20 protein-coding genes are annotated in these 24,948 nt (G+C 69.9%); 13 read left to right on the forward strand and 7 right to left on the reverse strand.

Going from position 1 to position 24,948, the window contains the following annotated elements:
* Position 1: 1 nt before the first annotated feature.
* The 4 genes from Rai3103_RS06805 to Rai3103_RS06820 all read right to left on the reverse strand — a co-directional run bounded on the left by Rai3103_RS06805 (position 2) and on the right by Rai3103_RS06820 (position 4,461).
* Positions 2-1,018 carry a sugar phosphate isomerase/epimerase family protein gene (locus tag Rai3103_RS06805; protein WP_153571955.1) on the reverse strand — a complete coding sequence of 339 codons (1,017 nt, stop codon included), beginning with the start codon at positions 1,016-1,018 and terminating at the stop codon, positions 2-4.
* Positions 1,019-1,033: 15 nt separating this feature from the next.
* Positions 1,034-2,047: an ROK family glucokinase gene (locus Rai3103_RS06810; protein ID WP_153571956.1), complete on the reverse strand. Its 1,014-nt coding sequence runs from the start codon at positions 2,045-2,047 to the stop codon at positions 1,034-1,036.
* A gap of 10 nt (positions 2,048-2,057) precedes the next feature.
* Positions 2,058-3,071, reverse strand: a complete 1,014-nt coding sequence (locus Rai3103_RS06815; protein WP_228489236.1) for a sugar phosphate isomerase/epimerase family protein — start codon at positions 3,069-3,071, stop codon at positions 2,058-2,060.
* Positions 3,072-3,198: 127 nt separating this feature from the next.
* Positions 3,199-4,461, reverse strand: coding sequence for an ROK family protein (locus tag Rai3103_RS06820; protein WP_194793310.1), 1,263 nt, complete (start codon positions 4,459-4,461; stop codon positions 3,199-3,201).
* Positions 4,462-4,592: 131 nt separating this feature from the next.
* Here Rai3103_RS06820 and Rai3103_RS06825 point away from each other — a divergent pair, with 131 nt between their 5' ends.
* The 8 genes from Rai3103_RS06825 to Rai3103_RS06855 all read left to right on the forward strand — a co-directional run bounded on the left by Rai3103_RS06825 (position 4,593) and on the right by Rai3103_RS06855 (position 13,672).
* Positions 4,593-5,747: a Gfo/Idh/MocA family protein gene (locus Rai3103_RS06825; protein WP_153571958.1), complete on the forward strand. Its 1,155-nt coding sequence runs from the start codon at positions 4,593-4,595 to the stop codon at positions 5,745-5,747.
* Between the two features lie 211 nt (positions 5,748-5,958).
* On the forward strand, positions 5,959-7,356 hold the full coding sequence (locus tag Rai3103_RS06830) for an MFS transporter (protein WP_194793311.1): 1,398 nt from the start codon (positions 5,959-5,961) through the stop codon (positions 7,354-7,356).
* 136 nt (positions 7,357-7,492) lie between these two features.
* Complete coding sequence (locus Rai3103_RS06835) at positions 7,493-8,710, forward strand: ROK family transcriptional regulator (RefSeq protein WP_194793312.1); 1,218 nt, start codon at positions 7,493-7,495, stop codon at positions 8,708-8,710.
* 140 nt (positions 8,711-8,850) lie between these two features.
* Positions 8,851-9,906, forward strand: a complete 1,056-nt coding sequence (locus Rai3103_RS06840) for a sugar phosphate isomerase/epimerase family protein (RefSeq protein ID WP_228489237.1) — start codon at positions 8,851-8,853, stop codon at positions 9,904-9,906.
* A gap of 2 nt (positions 9,907-9,908) precedes the next feature.
* The gene (locus tag Rai3103_RS06845; RefSeq protein WP_194793313.1) at positions 9,909-10,376 is read left to right on the forward strand and encodes a C-glycoside deglycosidase beta subunit domain-containing protein; all 468 of its coding nucleotides are present in this window, start codon (positions 9,909-9,911) and stop codon (positions 10,374-10,376) included.
* 25 nt (positions 10,377-10,401) lie between these two features.
* A complete protein-coding gene (locus Rai3103_RS17665; RefSeq protein ID WP_228489238.1) occupies positions 10,402-10,818 on the forward strand; it encodes a C-glycoside deglycosidase beta subunit domain-containing protein in 417 nt (138 codons plus the stop codon).
* A gap of 227 nt (positions 10,819-11,045) precedes the next feature.
* Positions 11,046-11,957, forward strand: coding sequence for a TIM barrel protein (locus tag Rai3103_RS06850; RefSeq protein ID WP_228489310.1), 912 nt, complete (start codon positions 11,046-11,048; stop codon positions 11,955-11,957).
* Positions 11,958-12,223: 266 nt separating this feature from the next.
* A complete protein-coding gene (locus tag Rai3103_RS06855; RefSeq protein ID WP_194793314.1) occupies positions 12,224-13,672 on the forward strand; it encodes an MFS transporter in 1,449 nt (482 codons plus the stop codon).
* 244 nt (positions 13,673-13,916) lie between these two features.
* On the opposite strand, the gene Rai3103_RS06860 is transcribed toward Rai3103_RS06855, so the two are convergent.
* Positions 13,917-14,876, reverse strand: coding sequence for a TauD/TfdA dioxygenase family protein (locus Rai3103_RS06860; protein WP_153571963.1), 960 nt, complete (start codon positions 14,874-14,876; stop codon positions 13,917-13,919).
* A 202-nt stretch (positions 14,877-15,078) separates the two neighbouring features.
* Here Rai3103_RS06860 and Rai3103_RS06865 point away from each other — a divergent pair, with 202 nt between their 5' ends.
* Positions 15,079-16,230, forward strand: coding sequence for an ROK family transcriptional regulator (locus Rai3103_RS06865; protein WP_194793315.1), 1,152 nt, complete (start codon positions 15,079-15,081; stop codon positions 16,228-16,230).
* Here Rai3103_RS06865 and Rai3103_RS06870 read toward each other — a convergent pair.
* Both Rai3103_RS06870 and nifJ read right to left on the reverse strand, forming a co-directional pair.
* Positions 16,220-17,218, reverse strand: a complete 999-nt coding sequence (locus Rai3103_RS06870; protein ID WP_153571965.1) for a dihydroorotate dehydrogenase-like protein — start codon at positions 17,216-17,218, stop codon at positions 16,220-16,222. The two genes, Rai3103_RS06865 and Rai3103_RS06870, sit on opposite strands and share 11 nt — an antisense overlap.
* Positions 17,215-21,000 (reverse strand): pyruvate:ferredoxin (flavodoxin) oxidoreductase, encoded by a 3,786-nt coding sequence (nifJ, locus tag Rai3103_RS06875; protein ID WP_228489239.1) that lies wholly within the window; start codon positions 20,998-21,000, stop codon positions 17,215-17,217. The genes Rai3103_RS06870 and nifJ overlap by 4 nt, the downstream gene beginning before the upstream one ends.
* A gap of 668 nt (positions 21,001-21,668) precedes the next feature.
* On the opposite strand from nifJ, the gene trxA reads away from it, so the two are divergent.
* From trxA to amrS, 4 genes are all read left to right on the forward strand, one after another.
* Complete coding sequence (trxA, locus tag Rai3103_RS06880) at positions 21,669-22,097, forward strand: thioredoxin (protein WP_153571966.1); 429 nt, start codon at positions 21,669-21,671, stop codon at positions 22,095-22,097.
* Positions 22,098-22,218: 121 nt separating this feature from the next.
* Positions 22,219-23,073, forward strand: coding sequence for an AmmeMemoRadiSam system protein B (gene amrB, locus Rai3103_RS06885; RefSeq protein WP_153571967.1), 855 nt, complete (start codon positions 22,219-22,221; stop codon positions 23,071-23,073).
* Complete coding sequence (gene amrA, locus Rai3103_RS06890; RefSeq protein ID WP_153571968.1) at positions 23,070-23,684, forward strand: AmmeMemoRadiSam system protein A; 615 nt, start codon at positions 23,070-23,072, stop codon at positions 23,682-23,684. Before amrB ends, amrA begins: the two co-directional genes overlap by 4 nt.
* 8 nt (positions 23,685-23,692) lie before the next feature.
* The gene (amrS, locus tag Rai3103_RS06895; RefSeq protein ID WP_153571969.1) at positions 23,693-24,898 is read left to right on the forward strand and encodes an AmmeMemoRadiSam system radical SAM enzyme; all 1,206 of its coding nucleotides are present in this window, start codon (positions 23,693-23,695) and stop codon (positions 24,896-24,898) included.
* Positions 24,899-24,948 lie beyond the last annotated feature (50 nt).

A 24,948-nucleotide genomic window follows, 5' to 3' on the forward strand; every position in this document is an offset into this window, starting at 1 on the left:
GTCACTTCCCGTCGTTGAGGTGGGCGGCGAGCATCGCCTGGTGGGCCCGGACCTGGCCCTGGTCGTCGACCGGCTGGTCGATCGGGGTGAACCGGTTGCCCTCGTACTCGCTGGCGATGTAGCCGTCGTAGCCGAGCCGGTTGAGCCGGGTGAGGATCGTCGGGTAGTCGATGGAGTACTCGGTGCCGTCGGGCAGCATCTCGTAGAACTTGCCGTGGAAGTGGCGGGTGTAGGGCAGGTACTCGTCGAGGACGTCCAGCGGGGTGTTCTCGTAGCCGGTGGAGAAGAAGGCGTACTCACCGTCGATGGGGGAGCGGAAGAGGCTGGTCAGCTCCTCGGGAAAGTTCATCCCGTGGCCGAACGAGGTCCCGAAGATCCGCCGCGTGTCGCCGTTGGCCTCGTACAGGTCGTTCACCTTGTCCGCGACGGCGGGGGTGAGGCCGATGCTGCGGAAGTAGTCGGTCGAGATGCGGGGATGGCGGTCGCAGAAGATGCCGAAGTCGATGACCAGGCCGAGGCGTTCGGACTGGACCCGCTTCATCATCTCGATCCACTCCCGGGTCAGGGAGCCCTGGAAGCTCATCCCGGCGTGGATCTCCAGCGCCATCGTGACGCCGATCTGCTCGGCGTACGGGAGGGCGGCCTCGGTGACCTCCGCGGAGGTGTCGGAGACGAGGCGTACGAGGTCGAAGCCCAGCCGCTTGCTCACGTCGAGGTCGCGCTTGAGCAGTTCGACCTGCTCAGGGACGCGCAGGGTGCGGTTCCGGTAGATCGTGGAGTTGATGAAGATGTCGTTGCAGACCGGCTGCAGGCCCGAGGCGTCGAGGGCTGTACGCCAGGTGGCGACAGTCTCGTCGGTCGGGAAGGGCGTGCCGGTGATCATCTGGTCGCTGATCAGCTCGACGCCTTGGGCGCCGGTGTCGGCGACGAAGGCGAGTGCGCCGGCGAGGTCCATCCGCCCCCGGGCGTACGAATCCTGCAGGCTGTAGAGGGAGACGGCAGTTTTGATCTGGTTCATGGGGTATCCGTTCGTTCAGGCGGGCACCGGGACCGCGGCGCCGGCGACGGCGACGGCGGGGTCCAGGGTGCGGGCGGAGTCGGCGGCGCCGATGAGGCCGGCGTCGTTGGCGAGGGCTGCGGTGACGATGTCCAGTTCGCCACGGAAGCCGCGTCCGGAGAGCTTGGCGAGGAATCCCTCGCGGGCCGCCGGGAGGATGAGGTCGCCGGCCGCGGCGGCGATGCCACCGCCGACCACGACGAGGCCGGGGTCGACGACCGCGGCGAGGGTGGCCACCCCGAGGCCGAGGTAGCGGCCGAACCGGACGAGCAGCCCGGTCGCGACGGGGTCTCCCTGGCGGGCGGCGGCGGTGACGTGGGCGCCGGTCAAGGGTTCGCCGTCGGCGATGGCGAGCATCGGCCGGGCCCCCTCGGGGTCGGCGACGGCGACGTTGCGGGCGAGCTTGGCCAGCGCGGTGCCGCTGGAGTAGGCCTCCCAGCAGCCTTCCTGGCCGCAGCCGCAGTAGTGGCCGTCGGGGACGATCGTCATGTGGCCGAGTTCGGCTGCTGCTCCGAAGGCTCCGCGGACCAGGTGGCCGTCGCAGATCACCGCACCGCCGAGACCCGTGCCGAGGGTGAGCATCACCATGTTCGCGGCGCCGCGGCCGTTGCCGAAGCGGTACTCGGCCCAGGCGGCGGCGTTGGCGTCGTTCTCGATGACCACCGGTAGGCCGATCCGCTCGGCGAGCCGGGCGCCGAGGGGATGGTTGCGCCAGGCGATGTTCGGCGCGAAGAGCATGGTCGTACGGTCGGGGCCGACGAAGCCGGCGGCGGCAGCGCCGACGGCGGTGACCTCCGGGTACTGCGCGACGAGTTCGGCGACCGCGTCGGCGACGGCGGCCTCGATCTGGTCGGGGTCGGCGGGATCGGTGGCGCGCATCGTACGGGCCCAGATCTGGCCCGAGGCGGTGACGACGCCGGCGGCGATCTTGGTGCCGCCGATGTCGACGCCGATGGTGAGGGAATCGTGGGTGAGGGAATCGTGGGTCATCGTCGTCGCCTCAGTGGTTCGAGAAGGCGGCGTCGAACGCGGCGGCCGGCGGGGTGAACAGGTTGTCGCGGACGAACTGCAGCGCCTGCGGGGCGCCGACGAGCCGGTCCATGCTCGCGTCCTCCCACTCGACCGAGATCGGGCCGGAGTAGCCGATGCCACCGAGAGTGCGGAAGATCGCCTCCCAGTCGACGTCACCCCGTCCGGCGGAGACGAAGTCCCAGCCGCGGCGCGGGTCGCCCCAGGCCAGGTGCGAGCCGAGCGGGGCGTTGCGGCCGTTGAAGCGGCGCTTCGAGTCCTTGCAGTGCACGTGGTGGATCCGGTCGGCGAAGTCGACCAGGAAGCCGGGGGCGTCCAACTGCTGCCAGTTCATGTGGCTGGGGTCGAAGTTGAGGCCGAAGACCTCGCGGTTGCCGATCGCGTCAAGGGTGAGCTTCGTCGTCCAGTAGTCGTACGCGATCTCCGAGGGGTGCACCTCGAGGGCGAACCTGACGCCGTTCTCCTCGTAGACGTCCATGATGGGGTTGAACCGGTCGGCGAAGTCGGCGTAGCCGTCGGCGATCATCTCCTCGCTGGCCGGCGGGAACATCGCGACGTACTTCCAGATCTTCGAGCCGGTGAAGCCGGTGACGACCTGGGCGCCGAGCCGGCGGGCCGCGACGGCGGTGACCATCAGCTCCTCGGCCGCGCGGGCGCGGACACCCTCGGGGTCGCCGTCACCCCAGATCCGGGCCGACACGATGCCGCGGTGGCGCTCGTCGATCGGGTCGTCGCAGACGCACTGGCCGGTGAGGTGGTTGCTGACCGCGTAGACCTGCAGGCCGTACTTCTCCAGCGTGGCCTTCTTGGCGGCGAGGTAGTCGTCGTCCTCGGCGGCGGCCCAGACATCGAGGTGGTCGCCGGAGGCGGCGAGCTCCAGCCCGTCGAAGCCCCACTCCGAGGCGCGCCGGCAGACCTCCTCGAACGGCATATCGGCCCACTGGCCGGTGAACAAGGTGACCAGGTGGGGCATCTTCTGCTGCATTAGCTCTCCTCATTGAGACAAATGAGGGCTCAAAAGCCTCCATTACGGCGCAAAGAGGGGCAACTCCTGCGCTCTTAAGCACAGAATATGCATAAGTGGCGAGGAGTGCAAGCGCAGCCGTCGTCGGTCAGGACTGCGTCTCCCGGGTCAGCAGGGCGGGCGCCTTCCGGGGGGATCCGACCGGGGCCCACTCGGCGAGGATGTCCGGGGAGAGCAGGGCGTCGCGGACCATCGCGACCGCTCCGTAGACCTCCTCGACCCGATCGCGCGCGCCGACCTCGAGCTCGAGGTGCTCCACCGAGGCACCCAGTGCCCGCGCGTGCAGGGTGCGGCTGAGGGTGCTGCGGAACAGCGGGTCCACCGCCAACGCGCTGCCGCCGACGACGACCCGGCGCGGGTTGAACCAGGTGACCACCGCGGCCAGAGCCCGACCCATCGCCTCGGCGGCCCGCAGGACGATCTCCGTGCAGGCCACGTCGCCCGACCCGGCGCCGGCCACCACGTCATCGACCGTGGCCGTGGGGTGGTTCGTCAGGTAAGGGCTGCGGCCCTCCGCCAGGGCGTGCTTGGCGTCGGCCTCGATCGCCCACTCGCCGGCGAAGGCGTCCAGGCAGCCGATCCGGCCGCACATGCAGATCCGCCGCGGGTCGTCGGAGACGGCGATGTGCGTGATCTCCCCGGCCACCCAGTCGGCACCCCGGTGCAGCTTCCCGCCCGAGATGATCCCGCTGCCGACGCCCTTGTCCATCCGTACGAAGATCAGGTCGGCCGGGGCGCCGGGGGCTTCCGCTCCGCCCAGGGCCATCAGATTGGAGACCGATTCCACCCACACCGGGACCTGCATCCGCTGGGTGAACCAGTGGCGGATGTCGAAATCCTTGGGCCAGCGCACCATCTGCGTCGACGTGACGGGGTCCGTGCTGCGCCCGGTGACGGCGTTGACCGGGGCCAGCATCCCGAGTCCGACTCCCCAGAGATCGCCCTCCTCCTGGGTGGCCAGCACCGCCTCCATCTCCTCGGCGATGCGGGTGCAGGTGCGGAGGGGGTCGGCGGTGAGGGGGAACTCGACGACGCGACTCTCCAGCAGGGTGCCGCTGAGGTCGGCGAGGGCGACCCGGAAGCGGTCGACGCCGAGAGTGCCGATGAGGATGCGGCCCTCCTCGCCGCGGAACTCCCAGACCTCGGCGGCCCGGCCACCCCGGGACCGCAGGTCGCCCGAGGGCCGGATCAGGGCGAGTTCTTCTGCTGCCTGGATGCGCAGCGTGATCACGTTGCGCCCGAGGCGGGTGGCGTCGGCGAGTTCCGGACGCGTCTGGGCGTGCCCGGTGCGGATGAGGCGCAGGATCTCGGAGACCTGCGCCCAGGGGTCCTGGGCTGGGACGGGGGCCACGATGGTGCCTTCCTTGAGGTCTGCTGAGGCACTCCCATCATATCGACGGGTTGACTTGCGCATCTTTCGGGCATATGGTCAGAGCACTTCTGATCAACGTGATCATAAGATCCACCGCTGGAGGGACTTCAATGACGAAACTTCGGATCGGGATCGTGGGCCTGGGGTTCATCGGAACCCAGAAGCACCTGGTCGGCCTGTCGCAGCACTTCGACAAGTGCGAGATCGTCGGCTTCTGTGACTTCGACCTCGACCGCGCCCAGGCCGCCAAGGACTCGTACGGCTCCGCCGACTCGTACGTCACGACCGACTACAAGGAACTGCTGGCCGACCCGAGCATCGACGTCATCCACGTCTGCACCTGGAACGTCAGCCACTGCGAGATCACCTGCGCCGCCCTCGAGGCCGGCAAGCACGTGCTCTGTGAGAAGCCGATGGCCATCACCGGCGCCGACGCCCGCAAGATGCTCGAGACCGCCGAGCGCACCGGCAAGAAGCTGTCCGTCGGCTTCCAGTACCGGCTCCGCAAGGAGTCGCAGTACCTGCGCAAGGTCGTCGACGAGGGCCGCCTGGGCGAGATCTACGCCGCGACCGCCCACGCCGTCCGCCGCCGCGGCGTCCCGATCTGGGGCGTCTTCACCGACAAGGAGAAGCAGGGCGGTGGCCCGCTGATCGACCTCGGCGGCCACGCCATCGACCTGGCCCTGTGGTACATGGACAACTACGACATCGACTCGGTCACCGGTGTCGTCAACTACAAGCTCGGTGACAAGCCCGAGGGCAACATGGCCGGCCCCTGGGACCCCGAGACCTACACCGTGGAGGACTCCGCCTTCGGCTTCGTCCGCTTCACCAACGGCGCCTCGCTGTTCGTCCGGGCCGCCTGGGCCCTCAACGTGGCCGAGTCCCGTGAGGCGTGTGTCGAGCTGTGCGGCACCGAGGGTGGCGCCGATGTCGTGCCGCTGGGCAGCGATCAGCTGGTGACCCTCAACAACGTCCAGGGCGGCGAACTTGTCACCACCAAGCCCGAGATCGGCGGCGCGTACTTCGGATCCGGGGAGAAGACCATGGCGGGCTTCGCCTACATGGGCGGCCTGGAGGCCGAGCAGTGGCTGAACGCCATCCTCAACGACACCGAGCCGCTGGTGACCGCCAAGCAGGCCTGCGTGGTGACCGAGATCCTCGACGCCATCTACACCTCCGCCACGACCGGCGAGCCGGTCTACTTCAACCGGGAGCCCGAGCTCGACGCGGCCGAACTGGTCGGCGCCCAGGGCGAGCACTGACCCTCCTCGGGCGCGGCGCCGACGCCGCGCCCCGGGCACGAGGAGCCGCGCGTCGAGCGGCACCACCCGCGTCCGCTGGCACGGACGCGGGTGGCCTCACCACTCACTGAAACTGCGCCGTTGGATGCGGCCGGCAGTAGCCAGACACAATGTGGTGTTATCAGAGAAGAGAACTCTCAAAATGGCTGAACAGCAACTGACAGGAGCTCGCGTGACAGCTCCTTTGGCGGCGACCGTGGACAAGAAGCTGTCCTTCGGCACCAAGCTCTCCTATGGCCTCGGCGACTTCGCCAGCCAGCTGATGTGGACCCTGGCCTCGAGCTACCTGGTCCTCTTCTACACCGACAACGTCGGCCTCGCGGCCGCCAGCGTCGGTGTCCTGATGCTCGTGGCCCGTGTGGCCGATGCTGTCTTCGACCCGATGCTCGGGGCGTTCGCCGAACGGCACCCCACCAAGTACGGACGCTTCCGCCCCTGGCTCCTCTTCGGCGCCCCCATCCTCGCGGTCAGCGTGATCCTCACCTTCATGACGGTCCCCGGCGGTCATACGGTCAAGTTCGTCTGGGCTCTCGTCACCTACCTGCTGATGGGCTTCCTCTACTCGGCGGTCAATCTGCCGTACGGTGCGCTGTCCACGGTGATGACCCGGGATGCGCAGGAGCGGGTCTCGCTCAACTCCTTCCGCATGATCGGCACCAATCTCGGCGCCGTGGCGCTCAGCGCCCTCACCATGCCGCTGATCCTCCGCTTCAGCGGGGTCGGTGACGGCAAGACCACGACGGTGGGCGGCTTCACCATCACCGCGGCGATCATGGCCGTCATCGCCGTACCGATGTTCTGGACCGTCTTCGCCAAGTGCAAGGAGGTCATCCAGCCCGACATCCAGCAGACGAAGGTTCCGCTGAAGACGACGCTCAAGGTCGTCCTGGGCAACAAGCCGCTGATGCTGGTCGCGGCCGCCCTGTTCTTCATCCTCACCGGCCTCTTCGGCCGGCTCGCCGTGGCGGTCTACTACTACATCTACCTGATGCACCGCTTCGATCTGATCGCCCTGCTGATGATGCTGCCCTCCATCGCGGGCGCCATCGGTATCGCGGTGTTCGCCCCTCTCGCCAAGCTGCTCGGCAAGAAGCGGACCGTGACGATCTCGATGATCGTCACCGCGGTGCCGACCATCATCCTGTTCTTCGTCAACCCGTCGAACGTGACGATGGTCATCGTGCTCACCGCCCTCTACGGCCTGGGCAACTTCGCCGCCCCGATCATCATGTCGATGGTGCCCGACTCGATCGACCACGCCGAGGACCTGACCGGTGTGCGCAGCGACGGGACGGCGTACGCCGCGGTCAGCCTGGCCACCAAGATCGCGGCCGCGGTCGGTGCGGCGCTCGGGGCCATCCTGCTCGGCGCCTTCGGCTACGTCGCGAACGCCCATGAGCAGACCGCGCAGGCGGCGATGGGCATCAACTTCACCGTGAACATCGTGCCGGCGGTCCTCAGCCTGCTGGCGATCGTTCCGGTGCTGCTCTACCCGATCACCGAGAAGAGCTACGCGGGGATCCGCGAGCGTCTCGAGGCCCGACGATCTGCGGCCCAGGCCGAGGTCTGAGACCGGGTCGGCGTCCGACGGTGGTGGGCCGGGAGCCCTCGGCCCACCACCTCCGAGCAGGAACGACAGAAGTCCGGCCCGTGGCCGGATCAAGCGGGCAGAACTGACCCGCAGCGATGAAGAATAGGAACGGAACATGCACAAGGGGGAGGGGCAGATGCATCAGCCGGGAAGCGCGGGTGAGATCCTCGAGATCCTCCGCGACGGCACGCCGCGGACCAAGCGCGACCTGGCCCTGCTCACCGGCCAGGCCCGGACCACCGTCGCCCAGCGGTTGGCCGTGCTCACCGACGCCGGCCTCGTCCGCGAGACCGACGAGGCGACGGCGACCGGTGGCCGCCCCTCGGCCGCGTACGCCTTCAACGCCGACGACAAGATCGTCCTGGCCGTCGACCTGGGGGCCAACCACGCCACCTGCGCGGTGAGCGACCTCTTCGGCGAGGTGCTCGCCCACACGACCGACGCGGTGCCGATCGCGGAGGGCCCGCAGACGGTGATGGGCCTGGTCCTCGACCGGCTCGACGCCCTCCGGTCCCAGGTGGTCGAGCTCTCCGTCGGGCCGGCGGTGCGCGAGGTGATGGCGGTCGGCATCGGCCTGCCCGGCCCGGTCGCCCAGGATTCCGGGCGCCCGACCAGCCCGCCGATCATGCCCGGCTGGGACGGTTACGACGTCCGCCGGGTGCTCGAGGAGCGGTACGGCTGCCCGGTGTTCGTCGACAACGACGCGAACGTGCTGGCCCTCGGCGAACGCGCCGTCGCCTGGCCGGGCGTCCAGGACCTGATGTACGTGAAGGTGGCGACGGGCATCGGCGCCGGCATCATCAGCGGCGGCCGGCTCCTGCACGGCGCCGAGGGTGCGGCCGGCGACCTCGGCCACGTCTACTCCGCGGCGGCGGGCGAGCGGCCGTGCCGATGCGGCAACCGGGGCTGCCTGGAGTCGCTCGCCGGGGGGATGAGCATCGCCGCGACGTTGACCGAGCAGGGCATCCCGGCCGGCTCACCGCGCGATGTCGTCGACCTGGTCCGTGCCGGCAACCTGGAGAGCATCCACGCCCTCCGCGAGGCGGGCCGGGCGATCGGCGACGTGCTCGCCGCCTGCACGGCGCTGTTCAACCCCCGGGTGATCGTCATCGGCGGCGAGATCGTCGAGGTCGGTGAGCCGCTGCTCGCCGGGGTCCGCGAGTCCATCTACTCCCGCGCCCTCCCGCTGGCCAGCCGCAACCTGCGGGTGACGGTGGCCCAGTCCGGTGCGCTCGGCGGCGTCCAGGGCGCCTCCCGGATGGCGATCGACGCGGTGTTCTCCGCTGAACACCTCGACGCGGCCCTCGACAGAGCGCCGGCGGCCGTCGGCTGACGTCCGCCTGAGACGATTTCGCCCCTCATACGGGGGCTCTGCACCTACTGCGGCGATCTCGGCGCACTGCGCGAGCTGGCCGCCCCACCGCGCCGTCCCCACGGCGCGCCCCCAGCATTCACCGAACGCGAAAGATGACCATGACCCACGACCTCCGTACGGGCGTCAGCCTGTACTCCTTCCAGGAGGATTACTACGAGGGACGCCGCGACCTGGAGGGCTGCATCGCGGCGGCCGCCGAACTCGGTGCCGAGGGCATCGAGACCCTGGCCGAGCAGATGATGCCCGGCTACCCCGACCTCTCCGACGACTTCTACGCCACCTATGCCGGCTGGATGCAGACGTACGGCACCGTCTCCGTCGCCCACGACTTGTTCCTCGACACCAAGAAGTGGCCCGACCGGCTGCTCTCCCACGACGAGATGGTCGCCTCCGTCCGGCGCGACATCGACCACACCGCCAAGCTGGGGGCCACCAGCATCCGCGTCATCGTCAACACCCCGCCGGAGGTCGTCGAGGCCGCCGCTCCGTACGCCCGCGACGCCGGGGTGAAGCTCGGAGTCGAGGTGCACGCCCCGTTCTCGTTCGACGATCCCTGGATCAAGCGACACCTCGACGTCGCCGACCGCGTCGGCACCGATGTCGTCGGCTGCGTGCCCGACCTCGGCATCTACGTCCGCCGCTTCCCCCGCGTGGTGATCGAGCGGGCGATCCGCGACGGGGCCGACGAGGCCGTCGTCCGCCGCTGCGCCCAGAACTACGACGACGGCGGTGACACGAAGGCCCTGTTCGAGCGGATCGAGGCTTCCGGCGCCGACCCGGTGACCGTCGGCTTCGCCCGGATGACGACCCACTTCATCCAGACCGACCCGAAGCAGCTCACCGACCACGTGGACTACATCAACCATGTGCACGCCAAGTTCTACGAGATGTGCCCGGACGAGACCGAATACTCGATCCCGTACCCGGAGATCATCACCGCGCTGCAGGTCGGCGGCTTCCGCGGCTACCTGTGCAGCGAGTACGAGGGCAACCGCCACATCCAGGACGTCGAGACCGTCGACTCGTACGGCCAGGTCGGCCGCCACCAACGGATGATGCGCCGGCTGATCGACAACGGCGCGTCCGTCGAGGGGCCCGCACCGGTCGGCCGCCCCGCCCAGGCCGGCCGCCCCGCCCACACCGAAGGGAACTGAACATGTTCGACACCTACATCGTCGGCGAGGGCAGCGTCCGCAACGTCGTCGAGGACGACCAGGTCGTCGGCTTCGCCTTCGACACCCGACTGGCCTACTACCGCGGTCTCGGCGTCAGCATGGTCGAGCCGTACCAGGTGCGGGTCGACGGCGGCGAGCCGATCCCCACCGAGCAGCTGCGATTCGGCCTCGGCGGACGGACCTGGACCTTCGACCAGCTCGCCCACGACGGGGACTCCCGCTGGGAACTCACCGACACCGCGACGATCACCGCGCTGGTCCCCGGCGGTCTCGCCCCGGGCGAACACCGCATCGAGGCGCTCCAGCCGCTGCGGATCAGCTACCTGCCGTTCCCCTCCCGGACGGCGTACGCGCGGACCGTCACCATCCCCTCGCACGACGCCGGCTCGCAGGACGCCTCCCCGCACGGCGCCGGCTCGCAGCACGCTCCCGCACACCCCATCGCCTGACCATCACACGAAGAAGGAGACAACAGTGCCCACACTGTTCATGAAGCTCCCGCACGAGGACAAGGTCCTCCGGGAGGACGCGCTCCGTGAGCTGACGCTCCGTGACCGTACGGTCGGGTTCACCCTCGACATCGGCCTCAACTACTACCGCGGCCTGCCGCTGTCGGCGATCGAGAAGCTCGAGATCACCGTCGACGGCGAACTCGTCCCGGCCGAGCTCATCCTCGTCGAGTTCAACGAGAAGCTGTTCCAGCCGCACGAACTGGCCCTGGCCTGGACCGAGTTCTGGGGGTCAAGCGCGACCTGCACGTCAAGGTGTTCAACGGCGGGCTCGCCGCCGGCGATCACGAGGTCGCCGTCCGGCTCGATCTGCGCAACGTCTACATGCAGTTCGGCCCCGGTGCGTACGGCATGGTCGACGGTTCGGCCACCCGGACGCTGACCCTGCTGCCGGCGGAGGCGGAGGCGGAGGCGGAGGCGGACGCCGGCACCGCGTCGGGTGTCGTCGTCACCGCATCGGGTGTCGCCGTCACCGAGCACCCCGAGCGCTCAGGGCAGTCCGAGCGCCCCGAGCCGGCACCGACCACCATCGGCCGCATCGAGCAGGCCGTGTCGCTGTACGGGTTCGAGGAGCGGCTCGTCGACGTCCCGTCCTACGGCGTGGCGGACATGTTCGCCGAGCTCAACGACCTGGGCGTGCAGAAGTTCGAGCTGATCGGCTCGATGGTGTTCGACCAGTACCCCCGTCCCAAGGCCGCCGAGATCCGGGCGATCAACCAACTGGCCGAGAAGTACGGCGTCCGGGCGAACAGCTACGGCGGCTACCTCGACAAGGGCAAGATCACCGGCCGGGACGCCACTGATGCCGACATCATGCTGGACGTCACCGCCGACCTGATGACGGCCCGCGACCTGGGCGCACCCTTCCTGCGCTCCGGCGACATTCCGCTGCACCTGCTGGAGGCCTCCGCGGCGATGGCCGAACGGTACGGCGTCCGCATCGGCATCGAGGTGCACGCGCCGCACAAGCCGAGCGATGCGAGCATCCAGGCGATGCTGGCGAGGATGGACGAGATCGACAGCCCGTATATGGGGCTGGTGCCGGACTTCGGCTGCTTCATCGAGCGTCCGGCCCAGCCGGCCCTGGATCGTCATATCGCCAACGGCGCGAAGCCCGAACTGCTCGACTACGTGATCGAGCATCGCCACGACGGTCTCGACGAGGCCGGGATGCAGGCCACGATCGCGTCGATGGGTGGCGGCGAGGCCGAGAAGTGGGCGATCAGCGAGATGTTCGGCTTCCTGTCGTTCGGGCCGGCCGACATCGAGGGCTTCAGGACGCTGCTGCACCGCACGCAGTACTTCCACTCGAAGTTCTACCACGTGACGCAGGACCTCACCGATCCCCAGATCCCCGTCGACAAGCTGCTGGCGGCGATCGTCGAGTCCGGCTTCCAGGGCGTCCTGTTGTCCGAGTACGAAGGCCATGCCTTCCACCTCGATGATGCGCACGAGCAGCTCGAACGCCACCTGCGCCTGGAGCAGAAGGTGCTGAACGGGCTGTCGGTCCTGGCCGGCTGAGCCCGATCGCCGTTCCTGATCCACACGATCCACACGATCCACACGATCCGAACGCTGCCGCGCGTGCTGAACCGTCCCCACGGTGGGGCGGCAGCACCTCCTCGGCAGCGTTCGGGTCCGTGGACGGCCCGGGCACCTACCGCCCTGCCCCCCGTACACTTTCCATGTCTTGGCCGAGTCGTCTCGGCGTTGGTCCGGCCGCGTGCGTTGCCGATCGAGGGCTGGAAACCCCCGTGACATCACCTCACCCGACGGAAGGCACCCGCATGCCAAGACCCACCCGTTCCGCGTCCCACCGCTGGTGGACCCTCGCCGTGGTCTCGTTGACCCAGCTCCTCATCGTCCTCGACGGCACCATCGTCAATGTCGCCCTGCCCCGGGCCCAGGCGGACCTCGGACTCTCCGACGCCAGCCGCCAATGGGTGGTCACCGCGTACGCGCTGGCGTTCGGCTCATTCCTGCTGCTCGGCGGCCGGGTCGCGGACTTCTGGGGCCGCAAGCGGACCTACCTGCTCGGGCTGGTGGCCTTCGGCGCCGGCTCGGCCTGGGGCGGGCTCACCGACACCGCCGCTGGGCTGCTCGCGGCGCGGGGCCTGCAGGGGCTGGCCGCGGCGTTCATGGCACCGGCCGCGCTGGCGTTCGTCACCCTCACCTTCCCCGACGGCCCGGAACGCAACCGCGCCTTCGCCATCTTCGGGTCGCTGGCCGGCCTCGGCTCGGCCCTGGGCATGCTGCTCGGCGGGGTGCTCACCGAGTTCTTCTCCTGGCGCTGGTGCCTGCTGGTGAACGTCCCGCTGACCGGGCTCGGCCTGATCGCCGGCTGGCGGCTGCTGGAGGAGAGCCGCGCCGAGGGGGATCGCCGCTACGACGTCGCCGGCGCCTTCACGGTGACCTTCGGCTCCGGGGCGCTGGTCTACGGGCTGACCCTGGCCGAACAAGCGGCCAATGCCCCCATCGCCGTCGCCCTGGTCATCCTCGGCGCCGCGGCCGTGGCTGCCTTCGTGCTGATCGAACACCGATCGCCACACCCCCTGCTGCCGCTCCGCGTCCTCACCGACCGCACCCGCGCTGCCGGCTTCTCGATCCAGGCGCTCCTCGGCGCGGTCGGGGTCGGCGTGATGGTCTTCCTCGCCTTCCACCTGCAGTTGGTGATGAAGTTGCCGCCGTTGCTGGCCGGTCTGGGCACGCTGCCCTTCACCGCGTCCCTGATGAGCACGGTGCCGTACGCGATCCGGCTGCTCGACCGGGTCGGCCCGCGCCGTCAGCTCGTCGTCGGCCCGCTGATCAGCGCCGCCGGCCTGTTCTTCCTCAGTCGGATCACCGTCGACGGCGGCTACTGGACCCAGGTGCTGCCGGGGGTAGTGCTGATGGGCGTCGGGATGGGCTTCACGGTGGTCCCGCTGAACAACCTGGCCCTGTACGGGGTGGAGCCGCGCGACGCCGGTGTCGCCTCCGCCACGGCGACGGCCACGAACCAGTCGGGCGGGTCCGTCGGACTGGCCGTGTTCACCGCGCTCGCGGCCATGGTCTCCAGAGCCACCGTCCATGGCACGAACCCGCTCGAGGCCACCCTCACCGGCAACCGCGCGGTCTTCGCGCTGGGTGCATGCATCTTCGCCGCTATCGCGGTGGTGGCCCTTGCTCTGGTCCGGCCTGGGGCCGAGGTCGAGTCCGCCTCGCCGGGACGGGAGGCTATGGCGGGGTCAAGGGGCTGAGTCGGGTCGGGTCGAACACTCCCTTGCCCTGGCGGGCGAGGGAGTGTTCGAAAATTCGACCATAGGGGAACCCTATGGAAGCCTTCCGACCGTACGTGTCGGCCGTCGCCGTGGCCCGATCGGCCGCCATCCATAGGGCAGACCTATGGTCAAATTCTCGTACCCATGGGGGCTGAGGCTGCTGAGATGTCCGCGTGTCGCACGATCTGGTCGGCTCCGCAGCCTGACAGGTCCGCCGAGGCCCTCAGCGCCGGGGACGTCCAGGCCCGTCGATGTCGGAATAGCTCGACGCATCGCCCCGCAGCACGCTGCTCTGCCGGCCGTCGACCCCGATCGGGACGTCCCCGGCCAGGGTGATGCGGTGCAACCGGCGGTGCTGGCCCCCGTAGTCGGCGACCGCGCGGTGCTGGGTCGCCCGGTTGTCCCAGATGGCGACGTCGCCGGGGCGCCACGACCAGCGGACGGTGCGGTCCTCGTCGACCGCGTAGCCCTGCAGCAGGCGGAACAGCGCCAGCGACGCCGATGTGGGCAGGTCGACGAAGCGCCGCACGAAGTGGCCGAGGAGCAGGGTCCGTTCCCCGGTCTCCGGGTGGATCCGTACGACCGGGTGCTCGGTCTCGTAGACCGTCGACTCGAACTCGGCCCGATAGTCCTGGTAGTTCGGGGCAAGGCCCTCGTCCACAGCGCGGGTGGCGTAGTCGTACACATTCGAGTGGACCGCCCGGAGGGACTCGGCGAGCGCCTTCAGCGGAGCGGGCAGCGCGGCGTACGCCGCCACACCCGAGGCCCAGATCGTGTCGCCGCCGTACGGTGGCAGCTCGACCGCGCGCAGGATCGACGCCTTGGGGATGCGGTCGACGAAAGTGACGTCGCTGTGCCAGGTGTTGGCGCTCTGGTAATCGGAATCGACCGGCAGGATCACCGCGCCGCGCGAGGTGACGGTCGGGTGCGCGATGGTGGGTGTCCCGATCAACTTGGCGAACGCCTGCTGGCCGTCGTCGGTCAACTGGTGCTGGTCGCGGAAGAAGATCACCTTGTGCTCGAGCAGGGCCCGGTAGATGAGGTCGACCGTCGAGGGGTCGAGGTCGCCTCCGAGCCGGACGCCGTCGATGCGCGCGCCGAGGTGCTCGCCGAGCTTGACGACGGCCGGACTGGACGGCTGGGGTGTGGGGGACTTCACGACGGACTGCAGATCGGTGGACATGAGGAGGCCTTTCGGTCGAAACACGTTGGTGGCCACCTCAGCAGAGCCACGACGCCCGGATAAGGGTTTGGTTCCGGCCGATTTCTTCCCTCCATAGCCCGTGCCCGTCGCCTGGCCCGGGCCGGTGCTACCGTTCAAGACATTAGGACAGCTTTTGATGTACGAAAGGAACGGTTATGGATGGCGTGGTGGGTCAGCCGTGGTGAGGCCCTCTCCCGTCGCGGCGTCTGCGGTCATCCAGTCGATCCGGCGGCTGGGCCCGGTCCTGCGCCAGGATCTCGTCCGCGACACGCACGTGAGCACCGCGACGGTGGCGCGCACCGTCAGCTCGCTGCTGGCGGCCGGACTGATCCGGGAACGTCCCGACCTTGTGCCGTCGGGCGTGGCCGGGCGCCCGTCCCTGCCGCTCGAGATCGACGGCCGACGCCACGCAGTGCTGGGCCTCCACGTCGGAAAGCATGTCCTGACCACCGCCCTTGCGTCGATCGACGGCAGGGTGCTGGTCACCGGCCGCAGCAGCGGCGGACCGGACGGGACGCGCAGCGGAGCAGCACCCGACCCCGTCCAGGTCATCAGCCGCGCTCTGCTCCGCTGCGCGTCCCGATTTCCGCGTCATCGGGTGCTGACCATCGGCCTCGTCGGGCCGTGGGGTGACGTGCCCTGGGACCCGGCCGACCTGCGTGACCGCGTGCAGCGGTCGACCGACCTCCCGGTCGCGGTGACGGACCATGTGGCCGCCCTGGCCGCCGCCGACCTGCTGAGCCGCCCCGGGCGTACGGACGGCTCGACGCTCTACCTCTATGCACGCGACACGATGGGCTTCGTCCTCGTCCGCGACGGACGGTTACCCGAGGACGGGAAGGCAGGGCGGCTCACCCACCTGCCGACCGGCGGCGATGTCCCCTGCGGGTGCGGTGAGGTCGGTTGCCTCGGGGTGAGTGCCGGCGACACCCCACTGGCGGTGCGGGCCCACCGTGCCGGGGTGGTCGACAGACCGGCCATCGCCGCCGTCGTCGCGGCCGCGCGGGGCGGCGACCCCGCGGCGCTCGCCCTGTTGCGGGAGCGGGCCCGCATCCTGGGGCGCGCCACCGGGGTGCTTCGCGACATGCTGCATCCCGACCGCATCGTCGTCGCCGGGCAGGCCTTCACCGGCTTCCCGGCGGTCTACGAGGACGTCCTCGCCGCCTTCAGGGCATCCACGACGTCGGCCTCCGGCCAGACACCGGTCGACCTGCACGGACTCGCCCACTCACCGACCGCGGTCCAGGCCGTCGCGGCCACTTCCTGCGCGCTTCGGCTGCTCTACGCCGATCCGCTGGCCGTGGTGGGGGAGACCCGGGCGCTCAGTGCGTGACGATCTCCCGGTACTGGCTCCGTTCGTACGAGGACGGATCCGGCACCGACGCGGCCGACATCGAGCCGCGCAGCTGGTCCACCGAGTCGTACTCGTTGTCGATCAGCCAGCCCCGCAGCCCGTCGAGCATCCGCGTGATGGCGGCGGGGCCGTCCTGGATCACCGCCGCCGTCGTACACGCCACGTCGGCCCCGACCAGCAGCGCCTTGGCGACGTCCTCCCAGCTGTGCACGCCTCCGGTCGCCGCCAACCCAACAGTGGGCAGTTGGGCCCGAAGGATGCCGAGCCAGCGCAGCGACAGGCGTAGATCGGCGGAGGTGGACAGCGCCAGCCGCGGGGTCACCGCGAGCCTGTCGAGGTCGATGTCGGGGGCGTAGAAGCGGTTGAAGACGACGAACCCGTCGGCCCCCTCGCGTGCGGCGCCGGCAGCGAAGTGCGCGAAGGAGGAGTAGAACGGCGACACCTTGACCGCGAGCGGGATGTCGACCGAGCTGCGGACCGCGGAGATGACGTCGAGCTGGCGGGCCTCGACGTCCGCGGCCGACAGGGCCGGGTCGGCCGCGACCGTGTAGAGGTTGAGTTCCAGCGCGTCCGCGCCGACCTCCGCCATCATCCGCGCGTACCGCTCCCACGACCCGTGATGGGTGGCGTTGAGCGAAGCGATCACCGGGACGTCCAGCGCGGCCCTCGCCTCCTCCAGGAGACGCAGGTGGTGCCCGGCGCCGAGCTCCGGCAGTTCCATGGTCGGCAGCGGCCCCGTGGCGAACTCGGCGAACGCGTCGCCGGCGTCCATCGACTCGGCCAGCCGCAGCTCCTCCTCGAGCACGTCCTCCTCGAACAGACTGGGCAGCACCACCGCGGCGGCGCCGGCGTCCTGCAGGGCCAGCAGCGTGTCGACGTGGCGGGTCAGCGGCCCCGCCGAGGCGATCACCGGCCCCGAGAGGGGCAGGCCGAGATACGTCGTCGCGAGGACGGGCTCGGTGGTCACGGGTTCCTCCGTTCGATCTGCAGGCCGGTCGTGCGGACGCCGGTCCGGGGCGTCTGCGGGGCGGCGGGCGCCGGGGTGTTCTGGTCGGTGGGGCCGTCCTGGCTCGGTCGGCCCTCAGCGTCGGGTTGGCCCTCGGTGTCGGGTTGGCCCTCGTCCGCTTGGCCCTCGTGCACGACCGTACGTTCCATCCCGGCCAGCTGCGAGTAGTAGCGCCATCTTTCATCGGCGTCCGACTGGGCGAGTGCCGCCAGCTCAGCGGCCCGCTGCGGGTCGGAGCGGGTGAGCATCGAGAAGCGCGTCTCGGCCCGCATGAAGTCCGACACCGGCTTGGTCGGCGCCTTGGAGTCGAGGTGCAGCGGGTGCCCCTCGCCGGCCGTGTCGGGGCGGAACCGGTAGAGCGGCCAGTACGCGCTGGCCACCGCGTCGGCCTGGTGGGTCATCGACGTCGCCATCTCGATGCCGTGGGCGATGCAGGTGCTGTACGCGATCAGCAGCGACGGCCCGTCCCATGCCTGCGCCTCGAGCATCGCGCGGATGGTCTGCTGCTGGTTCGCACCGATGGCGAGCTGGGCGACATAGACGTTGCCGTACGACTGGGCCAGCAGGCCGAGGTCCTTCTTCGCACCCCCCTTCCCGGAGGCCGCGAACTTCGCCGCCGCGGCCCGTGGGGTCGCCTTGGACGCCTGACCGCCGGTGTTGGAGTAGACCTCGGTGTCGAGGACGAGGATGTTGACGTTACGACCCGAGGCGAGCACGTGATCCAGCCCGCCGGAGCCGATGTCGTACGCCCAACCGTCGCCGCCGACGATCCAGATGGTCTTCTCGACCAGTTCATCGGCCAGGGAGAGCAGGCGCCGGGCGGTCGGATCCCCTGGCTCCTCGCCCTGCGGCCCGGTCAGCGCCTCCCGCAGCCGGGCGACCCGGGCCCGCTGGTCGGCGATGCCCTGTTCGGTCGACTGGTCGGCGCCGAGCAGCCCCTCGATCAGCTCCGCGCCGGACTGGTCACCCAGTGCCTTCACGAGCGGGCCGCGGACCGCCTCGACCAGTCGGCGCGCCTCGGTGTGCTGCTGTTCCCAGGCCAGGCGCATGCCGAGTCCGAACTCGGCGTTGTCCTCGAACAACGAGTTCGACCAAGCGGGCCCCCGCCCCTGCGGATCCTGCGCGTACGGGACGGTCGGCATGTTCGCCCCGTAGATAGAGGAGCAGCCTGTGGCGTTGGCGATGATCATCCGGTCGCCGAAGAGCTGGGTGAGGGTCCGGATGTAGGGCGTCTCCCCGCAGCCGGAGCAGGCCAGCGAGAACTCGAACAGCGGCTGCAGCTGCGCCGCGCCCTTCACCTGGTCGTGCCGCACCAAGGTGCGGTCGATCTCCGGGATGCCGAGGAAGAAGTCGAAGTTCGCCCGCTCCACCTCCCGATGGGCACGGGCCGGCTCCAGGTTGATCGACTTGTGCTTGACCTCGGTCTTGGACCTGGCCGGGCAGACGTCGACGCAGATCCCGCAGCCGGTGCAGTCGTCCGGGGCGACCTGGACGATCAGGCGGTGGTCCTTGAGGGTGCGGTCCTTGTACGGCTTGGACTGCAGGGTGACCGGGGCGCCCTCGAGGGCCTCCTCCGGGGTCACCTTGATCCGGATCGCGGCGTGCGGGCAGACGATGGCGCACTTGCCGCAGTCGATGCAGATGCTCGGGTCCCAGATCGGGATCTCGGAGGCGATGGCCCTCTTCTCCCAGCGGGAGGTCCCCGTCGGCCAGGTGCCGTCGACCGGGAACGCCGAGACCGGCAGCTCGTCGCCGTGGCCGTGCAGCATCGCCTGCGTGACCCGGCGGACGAAGTCCGGGGCCTCCGGCGGCACGGGGACCTGCCGGTGCTCGGTGCTCGTCGCCTCGCCGACCGGCAGTGGGTAGAGATGGGCGACGGCGGAGTCGATCGCGCGATGGTTGCGCTCGATCACGGTGCGACCGCGCTTGGCGTACGTCTTCTCCACCGAGGCCTTGATCGCGGCGATCGCCTCGTCCGGCTCGAGCACCCCGGACAGGTAGAAGTAGCAGGTCTGCATCACCGTGTTGATCCGCTTGCCCATGCCGGCGTCCCGGGCGACCGTCTCGGCGTCGACGACGTACGGCTTCAGGCCGCGGTCGAGGATGATGCTCTGCACCTCCACCGGCAGGCGGTCCCACGTGCCGTCGGGTCCGTAGGGGGAGTTGATCAGGACGGTGGCGCCGGGCTTCGCGACATCGAGGGTGCGCATCGCCGAGAGCAGGCCGAACTGGTGGACGCCGACGAAGTTCGCCTCCTCGACCAGGTAGCTGGACCGGATCGGCGCCGTGCCGAAGCGCAGGTGGGACACCGTGGTGGCGCCGGACTTGCGCGAGTCGTAGACGAAATAGCCCTGGGCCCAGCGACCGGGCAGCTCTCCGAGGATCTTCACCGTGTTCTTCGAGGCGCCGACGGTGCCGTCGGAACCGAGGCCGTAGAACACCCCGGCACGTACGGCGCCCGGCAGCGCGAAGTCCGGGTCGACGTCGAGGGAGAGGTGGGTGACGTCGTCGTTGATGCCGACGGTGAAGCGCTTCTTCGGCGCATCGGCGGCCAACTCGTCGAAGACGGCCTTGGCCATCCGCGGCGTGAACTCCTTGCTCGACAGGCCGTAACGGCCGCCGATGACGCGTGGGAGCGTACGGGGCGCCGCGATCTCGTCGGAGGGGCCTGTCGCGAGCGCGGTGAGGACGTCGGCGAGCAACGGCTCGGCCGGGGCACCCGGTTCCTTCGTACGGTCGAGCACGGCGATGCTGCGGACGGTCGGGGGCAGGGCTGCGAGGAAGGCGTCGATGGGGAACGGCCGGTAGAGCCGGACCGTCAGCACACCGACCTTCTGGCCGTGGACGTTGAGTTCGGCAGCCGTCTCGGCCAGGGTCCCGGCGGCCGACGCCATCACCACGACCACCCGGTCGGCGTCGGGGGCGCCGGCGTACTCGACGAGGTGGTAGGCCCGCCCGGTCAGCGCGGCGAACTCGTCGAACACCTCCTGCACCGCCTCCGGAACGGCGTCATGGAACCGATTCGACGCCTCGGCGGCCTGGAAATAGGTGTCCGGATTCTCGGCGGTGCCGTGGAGGGTCGGATGGTCGGGGGAGAGGCCGCGCGCCCGATGCGCCAGCACGTCCTCCTCGCGCACCAATGCCCGCATCGTGTCGTACGGCAGCAGTTCGATGGTGGTGATCTCGTGGGACGTACGGAACCCGTCGAAGAAGTGCAGGAACGGGACTCGTGTCCGGAGGGTGGCGGCATGGGCCACCGCGGCCAGATCCTGCGCCTCCTGGACGCTCCCGCTCGACAGCATCGCCCAACCGGTCTGCCGCACGGCCATCACGTCCGAGTGGTCGCCGAAGATGCTCAAGGCATGCGTCGCCACGGTGCGGGCGGCCACGTGGATGACCGCCGGTGTCAGCTCGCCGGCGATCTTGTACATGTTCGGGATCATCAGCAGCAGGCCCTGGGAGGCCGTGAACGTGGTGCCCAACGACCCCTTGGTGAGGGCGCCGTGCAGGGCGCCGGCCGCGCCGCCTTCGGACTGCATCTCGATCACCTCGGGCACCTCGCCCCAGATGTTCGCCCGCCCGTGCGCGGACCACGCGTCGGCGAGTTCGCCCATGCCGGAGGACGGGGTGATCGGGTAGATCGCAATGACCTCGCTGAGCGCATGCGCGACCCGCGCCGCCGCCTCGTTTCCCTCCACGGTGGCGTGGACCACTGTGCCCGTCTCTTCCGTCGGTACGCTCACATGCCCTCCTACGACGCTTTGTAGGACATTGTGTCACTTCGGTGGTGAAGTGGCGGTCTGCAGTTCTTGGGGACCGGGGGCGGGTGGCCGGGATCCTTCCCGAGGTCCGCGGCGTCGGTGGCACCATGCGCGCCGCGGCAGGTCAGTAGTCGAAATTTTTGCTATAGGGGAGACCTATGGAAGGCGCTCGTCTGGCCGTGGTACCGCTGTCCCCGTCCTGGCCCAGTCAAAACCTGAGAGGCCGACGAATCTGCACGCGGCCGACGAATCTGCACGCGGCCGACGAATCTGCACGCGGCCGACGAATCTGAACCTCGACGATCTACCAAGATCGGCCCGCCTGAGATTCATCAGCGAGCTTGAGAATGATCGGCGCGGCTGAGTTTGGTCGGCCAGGACGCTCTCGAACCCCGCCTTCGAGCCCAGCCTTCGAGCCCCGCCTTCGAGCTCCGCCTCGACGCCCTCCATGAGCCAGAGACCGAGCCGCAAAGCCCCGAGCTGCCGGAAAGCCCTTTCCATAGGGCAAACCTATGACGGAATTGTCTATCACTGACCCTGCTGACGTGGTCTGAGGCGGCCGCGCCGCACGACGAGAGCGTGGCGGAATGCATACCCATCCGGGCGGCGTTGGACTGACGCATGACCCGCCTGCCCCGAGGATGGAAACCATGGCCAGCAACGTCATCACGTGCCCGTCCTGCGGCACTCGCAACCGGGTGCCTGCCGCCGCCCAAGGGGTGCCGAAGTGCTCCCACTGCCACGAGCCGCTGCCGTGGATCGCCACCGCCGACGACGAGACCATCCAGCAAGTGATCAACTCCTCCAAGGTCCCCGTCGTCCTCGACCTGTGGGCACCGTGGTGCGGCCCCTGTCGGATGGTCTCACCGGCGCTGGAGACCCTGGCCCGGGAGCGGGCCGGCCGGCTGAAGCTGGTCAAGGTCAACGTGGACAACTCCCCACGGACGCAGGCCCGCTACCAGGTCCAGTCCATCCCGACGCTGATGATCTTCGACAAGGGCAAGCAGGTCGCACGGCAGAGCGGAGCGATGCCCCTCAACCGACTGCGGGCCTGGCTCGACCGATCCCTGAAGGCCTGATCGGCATGGTCCACGGCTCGGCGGGGGAGCCCGGAGGTTCGTCGTACGACCCTCCCGTGGACCGGTCCCCGGATAAACTGGCAGTCCACCCTGAGTGCCAGCGCTGCACGTGGAGGCCGTGATGCAGACCGTACGTCCGCCGGCCGTTGCCGGCACTTTCTATCCGGGGGACCGTGCCGCGCTCGAGTCGATGATTGCGGGACTGCTCTCCGAGGCACGCGCCGAGTTGCCTGCCGAGGATGAGCGCGGTCCCGTGCCGAAGGCGCTGATTTCCCCCCATGCCGGTTACATCTACTCCGGCCCGACCGCCGCGCGGGGCTACGTACGTCTCGACCCTGCGCGCGAGACGATCCACCGCGTGGTGCTGCTGGGGCCTGTCCACCATGTCCCCATCCGCGGGCTGGCGCTGCCCGGGGCCCGGTTCCTACGGACGCCGTTGGGAGACGTCCCCGTCGAGGTGCCCGACGTGCTGGGCACGCTGCGCCAGGTCGACACCGACGTCGAGGCCCACCGCTGGGAGCACTCGCTCGAGGTGCAGTTGCCGTTCCTGCAGACGGTGCTGGCCGAGTTCGCCGTGGTGCCGCTGGTCGTCGGACAGGCCTCCCCCGAGTCGGTCGCCGAGGTGATCGAAGCACTCTGGGGCGGCCCGGAGACGCTCGTGGTGGTCAGCTCGGATCTGTCCCATTATCTGCGCTACGCCACGGCCAACGGCATCGACACCGCGACGGTCGACCGGATCCTCTCCCTCGAGGGGCCGCTGGAGTCGCGGCAGGCCTGCGGCGCCTCCCCGGCGAACGGGCTGCTCACACTGGCTCCGCGTCGTACGTTGCGGCCGGTGCTCTACGACCGTCGCACCTCCGGCGACACCGCCGGTGACAAGGACCGGGTCGTCGGCTACGCCTCGATCGGCTTCCACGAGCCCATCACGGGAGCCCGAGCCGGAACCGAGCCTGGCTCGGGAGACGGTGCCGCATGAGCGGTGCGCTGCCGGACGACGCGGGCCGGGTGCTGCTGCCCCTGGCCCGCGAGGCCATCGCGGAACACCTGCGCCTCCAGGTGGGCGTTGAGGACGGGTTCGAGGCGCCGTACGGTGCGCCCGAGGCACCCAACTGGGAGGTCGACGAGCATCCGGCCTGGCTCGACGCGCCGGGCGCGACGTTCGTCACCCTCACCATCGACGGGGAGCTGCGCGGCTGCATCGGCACCCTGGAGGCGTTCCGGTCGTTGGAGGAGGACGTCCGGCGTAACGCGGTCAACGCCGCGTTCAGGGATCCACGCTTCGCGCCGTTGGGGCCCGAGGAGTTCGACCTCGTCCGGGTCGAGGTGTCGGTGCTGTCGGCCCCTGTCCCGCTCGACGACGTCCGCTCGGAGGCCGAGGCGATCGCGCGGCTGCGGCCAGGCGTGGACGGGGTCATCCTGCGTTCGGGATCTCATCGCGCGACCTTCCTGCCCCAGGTGTGGGACCACATCCCCGCGCCGAAGGACTTCCTCGCCCACCTGCGTCGCAAGGCCGGACTACGGCCCGACCACTGGGACGAGCACACCCGCATCGAGCGCTACACCGTCCGAGCGTGGGAGGAGGAGTGACCCAGCACATGCCCGGAGAGTCCTTCCCGGCCCGGTGGTGGCACCCCGCCGAGGACGGGCGACTGGTCTGCGACGTCTGCCCGCGGGCGTGCGCCCTGACCGACGGCCAGGCGGGGATCTGCACCGTACGCGCCCGTGAGGGCGACAAGCTGGTCCTCACCACGTACGGCCGCGGCGCGGGGTTCTGCATCGACGCTGTGGAGCGCCGGCCGCTCTACCACTTCCTGCCCGGTTCGGCGGGGCTGTGCCTCGGGACGGCCGGCTGCAACCTCAACTGCCGCACCTGCCGGGTCTGGCGGCCCGAGACCGTCGCGCAGGTCACCGGGCTGCTCGAGGATGCCTCTCCGCTGGCGGTCGCCGGTCTGGCCGCCGATTGGCGGTGCGCCAGCGTCGCCTTCACCTACAACGACCCGGTGATCTACGCGGAGTACGCGATCGCCGTCGCCCGGGTGGCCCACGTGCTGGGCCTGCGGACGATCGCCGTGACGGCCGGGTACATGGAACGGGCGGTGCGCCGCGACTTCTTCGGCATGATGGACGCCGCCCTGATCGAGCTCAAGGTGTTCGACGCGGAGGCGCACCTGCGCTACGCCGGCGGGGACCTGCAGACCGTCCTCGACACCCTCGTCCACGTCCGCCACAGCCGGACCTGGCTGGAGATGAGCACCCTGCTCGTGCCCGGGCTGAACGATGATCCCGCGCAGCTCTGGGCTATGTGCACCTGGATCCGCGCCGAACTGGGCCCCGACGTCCCGCTGCACTTCTCCACCCTGGGGACGAGCCAGCGTCGGCCCGCACCAGGCCCCGCCGGCCGGTCGGGGACCGGCGCCGCCTCGCACGGTGTGCCGGCGGCTCGTACGCATCCGGCCTCGCCGACGCGGCAGACTCCACGGGCGCCGCAGACCCGACCCACGCCCCAGACCCCCACGCCACAGACCCCGCCCGACGACCGGGCCCATCTGGTGATGGCCCGCGAGATCGCGCTGGAGTGCGGGCTGAACTACGTCTACACCGGCCTCGCGGACGTCCCGGAGGGTCGGACCACCCACTGCCCCTCGTGCCGAGCGGTCCTGATCGAGCGCGACGCCGTGATCCGGCGCTATCGCCTGACCTCCGAGGGTCGCTGCCCGGAGTGCCGGGCACCCGTCCCCGGCGTCTTCGCCGACCGGGCGGGCGAGTCCGGGGCGCGGAAGATCCCGGTCCGGGTCACCTGAGCCACCCGACGGGCATGCCTGGGGAGGACGGCGACTCGAGGTCGGTTGTC

The sequence above is a fragment of the Raineyella fluvialis genome, assembly GCF_009646095.1.
Classification (GTDB): domain Bacteria; phylum Actinomycetota; class Actinomycetes; order Propionibacteriales; family Propionibacteriaceae; genus Raineyella; species Raineyella fluvialis.